Genomic DNA, 16,544 nt, shown 5'->3' on the forward strand with positions numbered 1-16,544 from the left:
TAAGTATTTAAAAGGGATAATTCTCACTAAAGTTTTATTATTATGGAAAACAAAAAAAGGTATTTCTTGAAACGAGGGGGATGTCTGGCGATTGCCACTATGCTAAGTGCCGGTTCTTTTCCCGGTTTTGCTAAAAGCGAAACTGATCTAGATCAGTTTAACTCGGTGACTACCGAGTTAAACAATGGAGTTAATCAAAAAACAAAAAAAGTAACAGGTACGGTTGTCGATGAGACAGGCCTTCCTGTTATTGGTGCCAATGTGGTACAGAAAGGAACCACAAATGGGGTTATAACGGATATAGACGGCCGTTTTTCAATAGATGTTCCGGATAATGCGATGCTGGAAGTTTCTTATATCGGTTACCTGGCACAATCTATCCCGGTAGGAAACAATTCATCTTTTCAGATAACTCTCCGGGAAGATTCACAGAAACTGGATGAGGTTGTAGTGGTAGGTTTCGGTACACAGAAGAAGGTGAACCTGACGGGAGCCGTCTCTACCGTTTCGTCGGATGTTTTTGAAGGCCGTTCTGTCTCGAATGCATCGCAAGCCTTGCAGGGAGCCATGCCGGGGTTGAACATTCAACAGACTCAGGGTTATCTGGATTCATCTCCTGCCATTAATATTCGTGGTGTCGGGACGATCGGTGAAGGTTCTTCGGGAAGTCCGTTGGTTCTGATCGATGGAATGGAAGGGGATATGAACCGTTTGAATCCGCAGGATATCGAAACGGTTTCCGTGTTGAAGGATGCTGCTGCTTCGTCTATTTATGGATCACGTGCACCGTTCGGAGTTATCCTGATCACAACCAAGAAAGGTAAAGCCGGTAAGATGTCTGTTAATTATAACAACTCTTTCCGTTGGAGTAAAGCCACTAACATGCCGCAGACCGTAGACTCTTACACCTTTGCCAATTATTTCAATGAAGCGGCAACCAATGCCGGAAAAGCCGGACACTTTTCTCCGGAACGTCTGCAAAAGATCAAGGATTTTATGGATGGCAAGATTAGCGGAGGTATTGATCCAGATCCCAACAATCCGTCCCGATGGTCTGACTTGTATGATAAAGGATATGGAAACACCGACTGGATCAATTTGATTTTTGATGACAGTGTATTCTCTCACGAGCATAACCTGAGTGTTTCCGGTGGTAGTGAAAAAGTTCAGATGTACGCATCTGTAAACTATCTGGGACAGGATGGTTATATGCGTTTAAATCCGGAAACCAACCAGCGTGTGGCTACTAACCTGAAAGTGACATCCAAATTGAATGATTATATCAGTATTAATTATAATATGCGATTTAATCAGATCGATTATGATAAACCCACTTATTTGACCGACGGTTTATTTTCAAACCTGTCCCGTCAAAGCTGGCCTACTTTGATCGCTTATGATCCGAATGGAAATTTATACGAATATGCTACCCATGCTTTACGATTGAGGGATGGCGGACGAACTACAAAGAAAACGTATGAGACAACTCAACAGGTGAATATCGTTGTGGAACCGATCAAAGGATGGAAAATTATAGGCGATGTAAATTATCAGTTATATAATGAACGGGTGCATGCAGATACTCAAAAAGTCTATAATTACGATGTTAACGGCGAACCTTACCAATCTACGCTGGGTGGTGCCAATTCAAGCGTGTCAGAAAGTTATAAAGGGACTAAGTATTTGAATATAAATGCATATACCGAATATATGAAAGAGCTGAAGGGACACAACTTCAAAGCGATGGTCGGTATGCAGTCCGAACAACTCTGGCAGGATGTAACGAGTGCCGGGCGTCTGGGTATTATTGTTCCCGGTACGAATGTGATAGATGCAACTTCCGGTAACGACTCGGATGGAAAATCAGTTCCTCCCACCGTTAGCGGTGCGTATGATAAATGGTCGACTGCCGGTTTCTTCGGACGTTTGAATTATGATTACAAAGGCCGTTATCTGATAGAAGGAAATTTGCGTTATGACGGAACATCGCGTTACCGTTCGGATCAACGCTGGCGCTGGTTCCCTTCTGTCTCTTTAGGGTGGAATATGGCAAATGAAGAATTCTTTAGCTCCTTGTCGGAATACATATCGACCTTTAAATGGAGAGGATCATACGGATTATTGGGAAACCAGAATACAAAGGTTTGGTATCCTACTTATCTGACAATGCCCGTGAGTTCATCCAACAGTGCATGGCTGATTAATGGAAATCAGCAGAACACCTCTTCGGCTCCCGGCCTGATCAGTATGACGATGGGATGGGAGACGGTTAAAACGACCAATATCGGTTTCGATGCAAATGCTTTGAACAACCGGTTGGGATTAAGCCTTGAATGGTTTACGAGAAAGACCGAAGATATGATAGGCCCGGCTCCTGAAATGCCAGTGATCCTGGGTACGGCAGTTCCTAAAACGAATAATACAAGTCTGCGTACAAATGGTTGGGAACTGAATGTATCATGGCGCGACCGTTTGAAGAATGGATTAGGATATAGAGTAGCCTTTAACCTGTCGGATGCACGGACTGAAATCCTGGAATACCCTAACCATACAGGAACTGTTACCGGTTATTATTCCGGTAAAGACATGGGAGAGATCTGGGGCTTTGAGACTATTGGTATAGCTAAGACGCAGGAAGAAATGGATGCTCATCTGGCTACTTTGCCTAATGGCGGACAGAATACGATGGGTAACAACTGGGCTGCCGGTGATATTATGTATCGTGACCTGAATGGCGACGGAAAGATCGACTGGGGTAATTCTACTTATGATGACCTGGGAGATATGAAGGTTATAGGTAATGATACACCCCGGTATATGTTCGGTTTGAATCTGGGTATGGATTATAAAGGCTTTGATGTAAGTGTGTTCTTCCAGGGTGTGATGAAAAGGGATTATTTCTCAGGTAGTTCAGACTTTTGGGGAGCCAGTTCTTTATGGTCTTCTACTTTCTATGAACAGCACATGGACTATTTCAGGGCTGATGCCAGCCATCCGCTGGGTATGAATCTGAATGGATATTACCCGAGACCTCTGTTCGATTCAAGCAAGAACAAACATGCACAAACACGTTATCTGATGAATGCAGCTTATATCCGTTTGAAAAATCTCAGCATAGGATATACACTTCCACAAGCATTGGTCAACAAATGGAAACTGCAGAATCTCCGGGTGTATGTGACCGGCGAAAACCTATGGACCGGAACCAGTTTAACAGACCTGTTCGATCCGGAAACATTGTCAACAGATCCTGCAGGTATGATAAAATACCCCTTGTCGGCTGTTTATTCATTTGGATTAAGTATAACTTATTAATAAAGGAGGATTTACAATCATGAAATATCAAGGAATAAAATATATAATCGGTGCTTTTTTCCTGGGCTGTGCCTTAACAGGATGTAACGATAACCTGGAAATTACACCTCCTTCATCAATCATTCCCGAAGATTATCTGACGGAAGAGTCTCAACTGGATTCGTATATAATTAACAGATATACCGCTTTGCCTAATGCCGGCGGGGGAGTCGGACTGGATAACGGTACGGATAACGAAGCCGGAATGAGTTTTTCATCCAGTTATACGGATGGTGACTGGAAAGTGGGAGAGACTGCCGGTGAATGGAACTTTGAAGAGATCTATCAATTGAACTATTTTCTCGACAGGGTATTACCCATGCATCAGAACGGGGAAATATCCGGTGGGAAGGAAAATATAGATCACTATATCGGAGAAGCTTATTTCCTTAGGGCAGTAGCTTATTATAATAAATTGGTATCGCTAGGGGATTTCCCGATCGTACGCCATACGTTTGTAGACGACAGGGAGCAATTGACGGAAGCATCCAAACGTATGCCGCGGAATGAAGTTGCCCGCTTCATTATCTCCGATCTGGATTCGGCCGCCATATTGATGAAACCGACAGCTCCCGACGGACGTAAAAATCGTTTGTATAAGGATATAGCCTATCTGATGAAATCGAGGGTAGCCTTGTTTGAAGGTACCTGGCTGAAATATTTTAAAGGAACGGCTTTTGTTCCGAATGGAGAAGGATGGCCGGGAGCGACCAAAGAATACAATAAAGGTTACCAGTTCCCGTCGGGCAGTATTGATAATGAAATCAAATGGTTCCTGGAACAGGCGGTGGAAGCGTCGGATATCGTAGCCTCCAAATATCAGTTAACGACCAACTCCGGTGTGTTGATGCAGGGAGCGGGCGACACGAATCCGTATGTCGAAATGTTTAGTGCAATGGATATGTCCGGATATAACGAGGTTTTGCTTTGGAGAGATTTTGATAAAGGGAAAAACATCGTAAATAACCGGGCGGTAGATGCCGGAACGACCTGTACGGCTATCGGGTTGACCAGAGGGATGGTTCAAAGTTATCTGATGAATGACGGCTTACCTTATTATGCATCTTCACTTTACAAGGGAGATAATTCGTCCCAGAATATTGTTGAAGACCGGGACGATCGTATTCGTCTGTTCCTGAAACAACCGGGCATGATCAATATCTGGTTGAATGTAGGACAGGGAACGCATGGAGTACCTGTGGAGCCCGCTTTACCGGATATTATAAATGGAGTAGGACAGCTGAGGAATAACACCGGTTATGTGTCACGTAAATACTGGTACTGGGATCACCTTTATTGTAATAACTGGCAGGGTGAAACAGGCGTACACATTTTCCGGGCGGCAGAAGCATACCTGAACTATATCGAAGCCTATTACGAATGTTATGGAAATCTGAATAGCAAGGCCGATCAATACTGGAAGGCATTACGCCGTCGCGCCCATGTTGATGAAGATTACACAAAGACAATACAGGCAACCAATATGCAGAAAGAAGCCGAGCTCGACTGGGCTGCCTATTCTGCCGGTAATATCTTGGGGGATGCAACCTTATTCAATATCCGCAGGGAGAGACGTAATGAGTTTTTGAGTGAAGGTTTCCGCAGCCCTGATTTGAAACGCTGGCGTTCGATGGATCAGTTGATGGCGAAAAAGTATCATATCGAAGGGTTTAAGCTATGGAATACCGATCTTCCCGAAAAGTATGCCGCAGCCGGTTATAATCTGATTTATGATCAGGATCCGAGTTCCAACGTTTCGTCTCCTTCAGCCAGTAACTATTTGCGTCCGTATGAGATTTTAAAGACGAATCGTGCATATGAAGGATATGGCTGGCACATGGCACATTACCTGAATCCGATTGCCATGCAGCATTTCATGATTACTTCAACGGAAGACAGGGAGGCTTATTCCGATTCTCCGATCTATCAGAACCCGTATTGGCCGGTAAAAGCAAATTATCCGGCAGAAAAATAAAAATAGGAGTCTTTAAGGTATTGAAGGTACGACTGGCTTTATTATCCAGTTCCTGAATTTGATCTATTTCGGATTGATTAGTTCCGAAATAGATCATTTTCTGTTTGGAATAGTCTTTGTGAATAACAGGTATATAGCTAGTTTTGTACAGGTGATTATGACCAATTGGCTTTACCACATGGAGATAATAGTAATTTAAGAATGAAATAAATATGAATTTGAAACGACTCTTTCAACTCTTTGCTTGGATATTCCTGGTTCTTCCGGTTTATGCAACCGGTTTTAATGTGCCACGCCTTTCCCCTTTGCCCGTCAAAGTGGAGAACAGGAAAGTCCCTCTTGCCGGTAAATGGCAGTTCAACCCTTCTCCCGAAAAGGATTTCTGGAAGAAAGGAAGTGTAAGCAACTGGAAAAACATTGAAGTTCCCGGTGAATGGGTAATGCAGGGCTTTGAAGTTGAAAAAGGCAAGGCCGCCGGATATTACCGCACTTTCACTGTCCCGTCCTCTTGGGATGGACAGCGGGTTAAACTGCGTTGTAACGGAATATACAGCGATAGCCGGATTTATATCAACGGAAAAGAGGCCGGTTCTCATCTAGGCGGGTTTACGGCTTTTGAGTTGGATGTAACGGATTTGGTACAGACAGGAAAAGAGAATCGGATCGCTGTCTCAGTGATTTCGGAAAGTCTTGCCGACTCTACTTCCAGTGCTTCCCAATATGCCGTTCATCCCCTCGGTGGTATTTCGAGAGATATTTATCTGTATGCCTTGCCGGATGTGAACCTGGGAATGTTCCATGCTAGCACATTATTTGATTCCACTTATACGGATGCTACCCTGAAAACCGAAATAGAAGTCGTTAATGAATCGATAGCAGAAGCCGGTCAGCTAACTGTGCAATTTGTATTGAAAGACGCGACCGGAAAGGAAATCCCTTTGAAGAAAAGTTCGCAGGCAGTCCGTAAATTGTCTGCCGGTGCGACAGAGAAGATGGAAGTGTCTTTTGATATCGCCGATCCTCATAAATGGGATTCGGAACATCCTTATCTGTACACTTTAACCTGCCGGTTGAAAGAGAAACAAAAGGTCTTACATGAAACCGAGCGCCGTATCGGTTTCCGTCAGATTGAGGTACGCGGTAATCAGATGTTTGTAAATAATATGCCGGTCAAACTTCGTGGAGTTTGCCGCCATGAAGTCATGCCGTTGCGCGGACGTTCTGTGAACAACGATATGTGGCGGAAGGATGTGGAACTGTTCCGTCGTGGAAATGTGAATTATATCCGTACTTCTCACTATCCGCCGGATGAAGCATTGCTGGATGCCTGCGACGAGTTGGGAATGTTAGTGGAACTCGAAGCACCGTTTTGCTGGGCGCATAACACGAAAGTACCGGAAGATATGCATTATCCCGTACTGGTCAACCAGCATATCGAAATGGTGAATCTGAACCGTAGCCATCCATCTATTATTATGTGGTCGATGGGAAATGAGTCAAATCTGTTTACCGAATATTTTAAGAAAGCCTCTGAGGTCGTTCAGCAAATAGACCCGACGCGTCCCCGTATCTTCAGCCAGTGGGGGCCGGATGCCGATAATGGAGAACTGGAAGTAACCAACCACCATTACCCCGGGCCTAAAGGGCCGGATATGTACCGCAACAGCAAACGTCCGGTAACGTTCGACGAGTTCTGCCACCTGAATGCCTATAACCGCCTGGAGTTGGCGGCCGATCCGGGGCTTCGTAATATGTGGGGCGTTTTACTGGATCGTATGTGGACGGATATGTATCGTAGCAAAGGTGTCCTGGGCGGTGCAATCTGGGCAGGTATCGACGATACTTTCTTCCTGCCTGGAGAGAAAGCGGTAGGTTATGGAACCTGGGGGCCGATCGATGGCTGGCGTCGTGAGAAGCCGGAGTACTGGGGGATGAAGAAAGCCTTTAGTCCGGTCAAGATCGAACAGAAAGGGAATATGTCGGCCGATGGTATTGTAAGGTTCCAAGTAGAGAACCGCCATAACTTCAGCAATTTGTCCGAGTGCTCTATCTCATGGAGTGCCGGGGGGAAGAATGGAACGGTTTCCGTCGATGTGGCTCCGCGGTCGGAAGGGGAGTTTGAAATACAGTTACCGGAATCTCTGCGTGAATCGAAACAGATGACTCTGACGGTTAACGGTGTACGTGGTTTCATGATCGATGAATATCGTTTCGATCTGTTGCCGGTAAGGGCAGATGAAAAGAAAGACTTAAAAACAGGTCGCCTTACTTGTGAAGAAACAGCCGGTTCGATTCTGGTTCGCTCCCTGGGTGGTGATTTTACCGTAGATAAAAGAAATGGCCTGCTGTCTGCCAAACGGGAAGGAAAAGAATGTATGCAGCCTTCGCCTTCTTTGATGGTTCTTCCTTTGAATCCGCATGGTGAGGGAATACAGATGACTGGAAAAGATCAGAACTTTACGCCATTCAACCCCGTTTGTAAGAACTGGGTGGCACATGCTGTTGCCTGCACATCTGGCGATGATCAGGTCACGATACGTGTAAAAGGTTCCTATAAAGAAGCGGAAGGTATGCTGGAATATTGTTTCCATAATACAGGAGAGGTTACTGTCACATACGATTTTACGATCCTTCAGGAAGTCTCTCCCAGACAGACCGGTCTGGTATTTACGCTACCGGCTTCCTATACGGATCTGGACTGGGAACGCAAAGGTTACTGGAGTGTTTATCCGGAAGATCATATCGGCGCTTTGAAGGGATCGGCAAAAGCATTCAATGATAAGTTGCCCGTATCGGGTGTTGCCGGGCCGTCAAAACAACCGGTTGTTTCCTGGTCGATGGATCAGACGGCGGCAGGAGCTAATATTTTCCGTTCAACAAAGGAGAATATTTATTCAGCCAGCTTAAGTAATGCTTCCGGAGATAAACTGTCGGTTGTCTCCGACGGCACACAACATGTGCGTGCCTGGTTGGAGGGCGATGTTATCCGCTTTCTGGTAGCCGGTTATAACAACGCCGGTAATGAAAACTTCCTGATCTCCCATGCCGAAAAAGATTATAGACCGCTGCGGAGAGGGGATAAGGTAGAAGGAAAAATAAGGATTTCTTTTTGATCTGTCAGGAAGAATACAACCTGTTTTAAAGGTCCGGTCTTTTGAAATGTTAAGACAGGACTTTTAATTACAAAATAAGGGACTTTTGAATTCAAAAGTCCCTTATTTTTTTGGAGATAGTTATGTCCTGTTTTATTAGGACTCAACTATTACTGAATTACCTTGTTGTTCTTCGTTTTTTGCCAATAGGTTGTCAAGATCGTCTATCTGGTGGTCGAAATAAACAGCCAGAGCATTAATCTCCCGTCCGCTTTGTGACAGATAAGTGATACAATCAATCAATTGTGCAGTCAACTGGACCATTTTTCGTTTGTTTATATTTATGTCCGGTTGTTGCATGTAGAGGGTAAGACTACGAAACAGGATGGGAATAAAGCGATCCCACGGAAGTTCAAGGCTTGTTGCCAGACTTTTCATACATTTCAACTGGTGACGGAGATACTCGAGGTCCAGCTCATTACTTTTGTTGTTGAATGCTTCCCGTATACGGCGAGCTTCTTCTTTAAAAAAGACTTCATTGGAGACTTCTTTCGGGAGTGTCAATGTGTTTTCTGCTTCATTCATGGTAGTATTTTCTTTAAAGTACAGGAGGAAAAAAACGGTTCCGCCTTTCCCGTTACTCAACACATCCAAGATGCTGGAGGCACATTAATGCTCTCCACGGGGGTACGGAACCGCCTATGGGGAAAAGTTGCAGACAAAAAAATGCCTGCAACTAACCAGAAGCAGGTTTTCCCGCATCTTGGATATATGTTGAGTACTGCAAATATAACGCTTTTATAGAAAACACAAGGAATAATGTGAAAAATAATCAAAGAAACAACGTCGTATTTGTAATGTGTTTTATATCTTTACAATTGATTTAAAGGATGCATATTTTCACAAAAAAATGCCGAAGGCTTTATATTTTATTTTTAAGTTATTTATTATATATAATATAAGGAATCGCGTTTGTTACATCGGGGAATAATATAGCAAATTTCAATAGCTGGTATAAAAGTCTTATTGATTGGTTATTAGATGTGAGTAGGAAATTGCATCGTTTACATCGGAAGTTACATCGTAATGTTTGTTAATAAAATGTGATGCTATGGATGAGTTCCGCTCTGTCAATGAGAAGCAGGCAATCGATTTAATGGGATTGCCTTACGTAAAAATTCCACGTTATACACTGGATTTACTAAAGAGCCCGGCTACCCGCCAGTTGGGACAACTTCATTTGTTGTTATTCGATATTTGTTTTTTTGCTGATGGTTATGCCAGTTTGAATGGGCGGAAAGTTCCGTGTAAGAGGGGAGAGTACGTTGGAACACAACAGCAATTAGCTGATCTGTCAGGTATCAATATCGGTTCGGTCAATCGTTTAATCCGAAAACTGGAAGCCATGAACCTGATCTCTGTGACCAAAATACAAGGAGGAAGTTTAATAAAAGTACATGGATATACAAGCCTGATTGCTGCTCCGGAAATAAAAGGGTCTTCCCAAAAGAAAAAAGGACAGCAGGAGGTCAATTTCGATTTCTTTGGAGACGCGAGAAAATTATATGGCGGGATAGAACCGATAAATTAATATTACCATGTTGAGGAATCAAATTAAGTGTCTGATGGCATGCTCGCTACTCCTTTTGCCTTGTATCATACAGGCGTAGGATGATGTGACGAATGCTTTCGATGACCTGAAAAGACAGGGAACAGTCAATGAGCAGGACTCGGAAATGCGTCGTACAGCTCCGTCGGATGCCGTGAATAAGTTGATACAGGAAAACCCGGCCAGCGGTTATTTTTGTTTTACGGAAGACCGGATGCATGATATCCGTATGACGGATGCGATACCTCTACGCTGGGTGGAACGTCCGGCCGCATTGCGTACGACATTTACCGGAGAATGTCTTCCCGGTGAATTTTATACCTGGCAGGTAGGACTCTTTGCTCCGTATGAAGTATTATCGGATGTATCCGTCTCTTTTTCCGATTGGAAGAATGAGAAAGGGAATAAGATTCCGGCTTCGGCTTTCCGTTGTTTCAATCTCGGAGGAATCGATACGAACGGAAAACCGTTTAAAAAGAAGATCGATGTACCCAAAGGCAATGTACAGGCATTATGGATAGGAGGGGATATGCCGGTAACAGCTTCCGGTACTTATAAAGGTACTGTCACAGTGAAGGCTGCCAATGCAAAACCGGTGGAGATCGCCTGCGAACTGACCGTAAAAGGAGAACCTGCCGTTAATCACGGGGACGACGAAGGATGGCGGAAGACTCGTTTACGCTGGCTCGATTCTTCTATCGGTAATGCGGATGAACCTACATATCCCTATATCCCGGTCAAACAGCAAAAGCAGGCTGTCTCCTGGCTGGGAGGAACGATGGAGTTGTCGAAGAACGGTCTGCCCCAATCTATTGCTACCCGTTACGACCAGAGCAACCAATTGGCTGACGTGGCTAACAATCCCGTGTTGTCCGGAGCCATGCGGTTCGTAATAGAAACGGAGAAGGGAGAAGAAATACTGAAACCCGGATCTTTCCGGATCACGGAAAAGAACAAGGCTTCAGTAAGCTGGTCGGTCGCTAGCAAGAGCCGCCACTTTGAAGTCCTATGTACAGGCAAACTGGGTTTCGATGGCCTGGCAGATTATAAGATAGAAGTACGGTCGCTGGGAGAAGTGGCGGTGAAGGATATCCGTCTGGAAGTACCTTATACATCCTACGCTGCTGAATATATGATGGGGTTGGGGTATAAAGGCGGTTTCCGCTCGGACTCTGTGATCAACTGGCGATGGAACGTCGACAAACATCAGGATAAAATTTGGATGGGAAATATAAATGCCGGTCTGAACTTCTGCTTCAAAGATGAAAATTACAACCGTCCATTGGTGAATATCTACTATGCTTTAGGCAAGTTGAATCTCCCTGTTTCATGGGGAAACGCCAATAAAGGCGGTATCGACATCCTGCCGGAGAAAGAGGGAACTGTCCTGCTGAAAGCCTATAGCGGCGAACGCAGGATGCAGCGAGGGGAGACTTTGCACTATAATTTCAATATGCTGGTCACCCCCGTAAAACCGCTCGACCTGAAAGGGTTGGCTGAAAACCGTTTCTATCATTCCAACAGCGATGTAAGTGCCGATTATATACCTGCCGCATTGAAGGCAGGAGCCAATATGATCAATGTACATCATAAGAAAGATATTTACCCGTTCATTAACTATCCGTATTATGATGAAGCTGTTCCCGATCTGAAACGTTTTATTTCAGACGCACACAGCAAAAACCTGGATGTGAGACTGTATTATACGACCCGCGAACTGACGGTGAAAATACCCGAACTATGGGCCCTGCGTAGCTTGGGTAGCGAAGTGATCCATGATGGCCCCGGGAAAGACGTCCGTACCCTGATCCACCGGAACGGCCCGCATGAATGGCTGAACAAGAACCTGACGACTCATTTCATCCCGGCCTGGTATAACGCTTTCCAAGAAGGTAAATACGCCGGGGATATGGATATCTCGGTCATCACGACTCCCGATTCGCGTTGGAACAATTACTATCTGGAAGGGTTGGACTGGATGATAAAGAACCTGGGACTGGATGGTGTCTATATCGACGACAGCGCCTTGGATCATCAGACCCTGCAACGTGCCCGCCGTATTATGGATGCCGATGGCAAACGCCGCCTGATAGATATCCATTCCTGGAATCACATGAACGAATGGGCCGGTTATGCCAACTCCCTGCATCTGTATCTGGAGTTGCTGCCTTATGTAGACCGTACCTGGATCGGTGAAGGTTTCTCTGCAAACAATACGCTAGACTTCTGGTTGGTGGAAATGTCAGGTATTCCTTTCGGCCTGATGAGTGAAACGCTGGATGCCCGTAATACCTACCGGGGAATGATGTACGGTATGCTTCCCCGCCTTCCGTGGAGCGGTAACCCGGTTCTGCTATGGGGGCTGTGGGACTCCTTTGGAATGAAAGATGCGGTGATGAGAGGCTACTGGGATGAACGTTGCCCGGTAAAGACCGACAATCCCAATATCCCGGCCACTGTTTATATTCATGGGGATAAAGCGCTAGTCGTACTGGCAAACTGGACTGATCTGCCGCAGACGGCTAACATAACCCTCGACGAGCAACTGTTGGGATTCAAGCCGGTGTCATATACACTACCCGAAATAAGGAATATGCAATGGGAGGGTAAGTTGCCCGCTCTGAAACAATGTGAACTAATGGGACGTGGCGGAATGATCATTCTATTGGAGAAATAAGAAACCCGAACGAACCCAGTTCCGTTTTGTATAAGTTAAAGGGCCGAATGATACCATATCGGCCCTTCTTTTTTTGCTGAAGTGTAAAATCCGGCTCTCTCTTTTCTCTATCTTTGTTTCCTATAATGGAAAAGGAAAGCACTATGAATAACACAACAGAGCAGTCCCTTTGGGGACTTTTGGAAGGGATAACGGATAACCTGAAACATAAACGTCTGGCGGATGTCTTTCGTTTTGTGTCCTTTCAGCCGTTCGAGACCTTCGGTCCGCACCAGCATCTGCGTATAGAGATTAATTATGTCAAGAAAGGGAATTGCATCCTTCACCTCGAAAACGAAAGTATCAGTTTCAATGAGAACGAAATGATGATCATCTGTTCAAACGTAGAGCATACCTTCGAAGCAGGCTCGGAAGGCACCACGCTCATGCAGCTGGAATTCCTGCCGGAGATATTCTCCCGCTTCAATCCCCATGCGCAGGACGAGACGGGCGAACTGACTCCTGTAACGATCTTCTCGGAGGAGAACCGCCTGATTAAAATCGTCAACAATGTCCGTATCATGCGAGCCGTCCAGCGTATCGTCAACGAGATGAACCTGAAAAGCAAATACTATCAATATCTGGTTGTGATGTACTATGCGGAACTGCTTATTCTGATCTATCGTTATATGGATGAGTCCTACCTGCCGATATGTACAAATGAGTCGCTGAAAAAGGCAATTTCCTATATCCGTATGAACTACCAGTCGGACGTGACCATCAGCGACGTGGCCGGACAGACCGGTATAGGGGAGCGCTACCTGCGCAAACTGTTTGCCCAACATCTCAACCTGTCCCCGCTGGATTATCTGAACCAGATACGGATCAATAAAGCGATCGAGTTGCTGCGCAATACGGAAATGTCGATCAAGGAAGTCTGCTTCACCTGCGGCTTTAAATCGCCGCAATATTTCTCACGTGTCTTTAAACAGCAGATGGGGATCACTCCGAGGGAGGTTACGAAATAGATTTCCGTTTTGTACACATATTCCCGCTAAAAGAGCCTACCTGCATACGTTGCAATTGAAGTTACCTATGCCGCTTTTGTACATACCCGTTAACTTTGCAATCAGTAATACAGTATTAAACAGACATTGAAAAAACGATAGTAGAATGAAAGAATGGAAAGATGATAAAGCATTGTTCTCTTTGATAAAGGAGGAGCTTTATACGGCAGTTATTGGTGACATCATGGATAAGATGGGGTATACCCGTCAGTTTCTTCCCCCACAGATCCGTCCGCTTCGCGACGACATGCTGGTTGCCGGACGGGCAATGACCGTTCTGGAAGCCGATGTGCTGGATCATGGAAAGGAATGCGGCCAGAATCCGTTGTTGAAACGCTCTTTCGGGCTGATGCTGGAAGCGTTGGACGACCTGAAGGAAAATGAAGTCTACGTCTGTTCCGGTTCGTCCCCGGCCTATGCCCTGTGGGGCGAGTTGATGAGTGCCCGTGCCATGCAGTGCAAGGCGGCAGGTGCGGTAGTGAATGGTTATTCCCGCGATACGAAAGGGATCCTGGCACTCGACTTCCCCTGTTTCTCTTACGGGCCGTATGCACAGGATCAGGCGCCCCGTGGAAAGGTGATCGATTACCGCGTCCCCATTGAAATGGACGGCGTACGTATTAACGACGGCGATATTCTGGTAGGAGATATAGACGGTGTATGCGTCGTACCGCGCAGCATCGAAGAGGAAGTGTTTACCCGTGCACTGGAAAAGGCTCGTGGCGAACGTATGGTATTGAAGAAAATTCAGGAAGGAATGAAAGCCCGCGACGCTTTCGATCAATTCGGTATAATGTAATAAACAAAGACAGACATGAAGATCACAGATGTTAAAGTATGGTTGGTACAAGGTATCAAATACAACTGGACGCTACTTAAAATATATACGGACGAAGGTTATACCGGAGTCGGCGAAGCTACCAACTGGCCAGGAAGCCCGATCGTCTTCGAAGCAGCCAAACACGTCGGACAGCGCATTATCGGTCTCGACCCGATGAAGACAGACTTTATCTGGACGAAGCTCTACCGCGACCTGAACTGGATCGGCCCGTATGGTGCCAGCCTTTGTGCGATCAGCGGGATCGATATGGCCTTGCTGGATCTGAAAGCAAAGGTACTGGGCGTTCCCTGTTACGAATTACTGGGGGGAGCCTACCGGAAAGATATATTACTGTATGCCAACTACTGGTTTACCGGCGGCGGACACAACGCAAAGGATTACACCGAGCAGGCACTGAAAGTAAAAGAAGCCGGCTTTACCGGCCTGAAGTTCGATCCGTTCGCACACACAAACTATTTCTATGGTGAAGACCTGGCATCCAACCTGACCCTGACGGCCGCACAGCAAGACCTCGCTTTCGATGTATCGAAGGCCGTCCGCGATGCCGTAGGCCCGGAGTTCGATATCATGATCGAGACACACGCCATGCTGAACTACCGCGTAGCCGTGAAGATGGCCGAACGCCTGGCTAAACTCGATATCACCTGGTACGAGGAACCCGCCGGCCCGGAAAGTTCGCAGACCCTGAGGGCTATGCGCGAACGTATCCCTTCGGATGTGGCTATCTGTGTCGGCGAACGTCATTACACCCGTTTCGGTATCCGTTCGATCCTGGAGAAACATGTCTGCGACGTGATCATGCCCGACATCACCCGTTGCGGCGGCCCGTCGGAAATGAAGCGCATGGCTTCGATGGCGGAAGCCTACAACGTATTGATCGCCCCGCACAATCCCAACGGCCCGTTGTCTACGCTGGCCTCTTCGCATGTGTGTGCCGCCATCCCTAACTTCTTCCGTCAGGAGTTCATGTATAATGATGTGCCCTGGCGCGATACGGTGATCGACCATCCGATTGCAGGGATGGTGTACGACGGTCATCTGCACCTGTCCGACCGTCCCGGCTTGGGAGTAGACCTGGTGGAAGAAGAGATGGAAAAACACCCGGGTATCACTTCCGACGCTCCCGATAACTTCTATATTTAAGCGTATGAGTTTTACGATAGACTATAAAGATAAAGTAGTGCTCGTTACCGGCGTATCGTCCGGTATCGGGCTCGGTACGGCCTGCCAGTTTGCCCGGGCAGGTGCCCATGTGGCCGGATGTTCGCGTAAGGCTTCCGGAGATAAGGAGGCGGTTGCTTTCCGTAAGGCCGTTGAGGACGCGGGAGTGCAGGCATTCTATAAACAAACGGATGTGACCCGTCCGGAGGAGTTGGAAGAGTTGGTAGAAGGGACGATCCGCACGTTCGGACGCCTGGACATCCTTGTCTCCAGTGCCGGGGTCAACGTCTTTGAAGGAGCTGAAGGATGCACGGAAGAACGCTGGCAGTACAACCTCGACCTGAACCTGGCGGCACACTGGCGACTGGCGAAACTCTGCAAGCCTTACCTGGAACAGAGTGGGGCGGGGGTGATCCTGCTGATGACATCCAACCATGCTTTCGGAACGATCCCCGGCTGCTTCCCGTATAGCGTAACGAAAACGGCCATCACCGGGCTGGTGCGTAACCTGGCGATCGAGTGGGGGCCTGCCATCCGCACGGTCGGCGTAGCTCCCGGCTTCATCGATACGGCCGGCAATGATACCTGGTTCGACTCCTTCCCCGACGCGGAAAAGGAACGTCAGCGAACCATCGACCTGCATCCCGTCAAACGGATCGGAACCGTGGAGGAAGTCGGTGCCCTATGCGTCTACCTGGCTTCTCCAATGGCTAATTTTATCAGCGGCACAACGATCCTGATGGACGGCGGACGTTCAGCTTTGATGCAGGATGAATAGTCAATCTTTTT

10 protein-coding genes are annotated in these 16,544 nt (G+C 46.6%); 9 read left to right on the forward strand and 1 reads right to left on the reverse strand.

Features of this window, described 5'->3' with window-relative positions; genetic code table 11:
* Positions 1–42 precede the first annotated feature (42 nt).
* From HMPREF1212_RS07895 to HMPREF1212_RS07905, 3 genes are all read left to right on the forward strand, one after another.
* Positions 43–3,315 (forward strand): SusC/RagA family TonB-linked outer membrane protein, encoded by a 3,273-nt coding sequence (locus tag HMPREF1212_RS07895; protein WP_046148991.1) that lies wholly within the window; start codon positions 43–45, stop codon positions 3,313–3,315.
* Between the two features lie 19 nt (positions 3,316–3,334).
* Positions 3,335–5,329 (forward strand): RagB/SusD family nutrient uptake outer membrane protein, encoded by a 1,995-nt coding sequence (locus HMPREF1212_RS07900; RefSeq protein WP_046148992.1) that lies wholly within the window; start codon positions 3,335–3,337, stop codon positions 5,327–5,329.
* Positions 5,330–5,541: 212 nt separating this feature from the next.
* On the forward strand, positions 5,542–8,442 hold the full coding sequence (locus tag HMPREF1212_RS07905; protein WP_046148993.1) for a glycoside hydrolase family 2 protein: 2,901 nt from the start codon (positions 5,542–5,544) through the stop codon (positions 8,440–8,442).
* Between the two features lie 135 nt (positions 8,443–8,577).
* On the opposite strand, the gene HMPREF1212_RS07910 is transcribed toward HMPREF1212_RS07905, so the two are convergent.
* The gene (locus tag HMPREF1212_RS07910; protein WP_044191917.1) at positions 8,578–9,006 is read right to left on the reverse strand and encodes a hypothetical protein; all 429 of its coding nucleotides are present in this window, start codon (positions 9,004–9,006) and stop codon (positions 8,578–8,580) included.
* Between the two features lie 526 nt (positions 9,007–9,532).
* Between HMPREF1212_RS07910 and HMPREF1212_RS07915 the strand changes: the two genes are divergently transcribed.
* The 6 genes from HMPREF1212_RS07915 to HMPREF1212_RS07940 all read left to right on the forward strand — a co-directional run bounded on the left by HMPREF1212_RS07915 (position 9,533) and on the right by HMPREF1212_RS07940 (position 16,533).
* Positions 9,533–10,012, forward strand: a complete 480-nt coding sequence (locus HMPREF1212_RS07915; RefSeq protein ID WP_046148994.1) for a helix-turn-helix domain-containing protein — start codon at positions 9,533–9,535, stop codon at positions 10,010–10,012.
* An 85-nt stretch (positions 10,013–10,097) separates the two neighbouring features.
* Entirely contained in the window at positions 10,098–12,707 is a 2,610-nt protein-coding gene (locus HMPREF1212_RS07920; RefSeq protein ID WP_232430060.1) for a glycoside hydrolase domain-containing protein, read from the forward strand.
* 143 nt (positions 12,708–12,850) lie between these two features.
* Positions 12,851–13,714, forward strand: a complete 864-nt coding sequence (locus tag HMPREF1212_RS07925) for an AraC family transcriptional regulator (RefSeq protein ID WP_028727338.1) — start codon at positions 12,851–12,853, stop codon at positions 13,712–13,714.
* 145 nt (positions 13,715–13,859) lie between these two features.
* A complete protein-coding gene (locus tag HMPREF1212_RS07930) occupies positions 13,860–14,552 on the forward strand; it encodes an RraA family protein (protein ID WP_046148995.1) in 693 nt (230 codons plus the stop codon).
* A gap of 15 nt (positions 14,553–14,567) precedes the next feature.
* Positions 14,568–15,737, forward strand: a complete 1,170-nt coding sequence (locus HMPREF1212_RS07935; protein ID WP_046148996.1) for a mandelate racemase/muconate lactonizing enzyme family protein — start codon at positions 14,568–14,570, stop codon at positions 15,735–15,737.
* Positions 15,738–15,741: 4 nt separating this feature from the next.
* On the forward strand, positions 15,742–16,533 hold the full coding sequence (locus HMPREF1212_RS07940) for an SDR family NAD(P)-dependent oxidoreductase (protein WP_028727341.1): 792 nt from the start codon (positions 15,742–15,744) through the stop codon (positions 16,531–16,533).
* Positions 16,534–16,544: the final 11 nt, after the last annotated feature.

Source organism: Parabacteroides sp. HGS0025, assembly GCF_000969845.1.
In the GTDB taxonomy this organism is placed as follows: Bacteria; Bacteroidota; Bacteroidia; order Bacteroidales; family Tannerellaceae; genus Parabacteroides; species Parabacteroides gordonii.

Bases quoted from the DNA above. Each gene is read 5' to 3' on its own strand.
- HMPREF1212_RS07895 (WP_046148991.1), top strand. From the start codon at position 43: ATGGAAAACAAAAAAAGGTATTTCTTGAAACGAGGGGGATGTCTGGCG.
- HMPREF1212_RS07900 (WP_046148992.1), top strand. From the start codon at position 3,335: ATGAAATATCAAGGAATAAAATATATAATCGGTGCTTTTTTCCTGGGC.
- HMPREF1212_RS07905 (WP_046148993.1), top strand. From the start codon at position 5,542: ATGAATTTGAAACGACTCTTTCAACTCTTTGCTTGGATATTCCTGGTT.
- HMPREF1212_RS07910 (WP_044191917.1), bottom strand. From the start codon at position 9,006: ATGAATGAAGCAGAAAACACATTGACACTCCCGAAAGAAGTCTCCAAT.
- HMPREF1212_RS07915 (WP_046148994.1), top strand. From the start codon at position 9,533: ATGGATGAGTTCCGCTCTGTCAATGAGAAGCAGGCAATCGATTTAATG.
- HMPREF1212_RS07925 (WP_028727338.1), top strand. From the start codon at position 12,851: ATGAATAACACAACAGAGCAGTCCCTTTGGGGACTTTTGGAAGGGATA.
- HMPREF1212_RS07930 (WP_046148995.1), top strand. From the start codon at position 13,860: ATGAAAGAATGGAAAGATGATAAAGCATTGTTCTCTTTGATAAAGGAG.
- HMPREF1212_RS07935 (WP_046148996.1), top strand. From the start codon at position 14,568: ATGAAGATCACAGATGTTAAAGTATGGTTGGTACAAGGTATCAAATAC.
- HMPREF1212_RS07940 (WP_028727341.1), top strand. From the start codon at position 15,742: ATGAGTTTTACGATAGACTATAAAGATAAAGTAGTGCTCGTTACCGGC.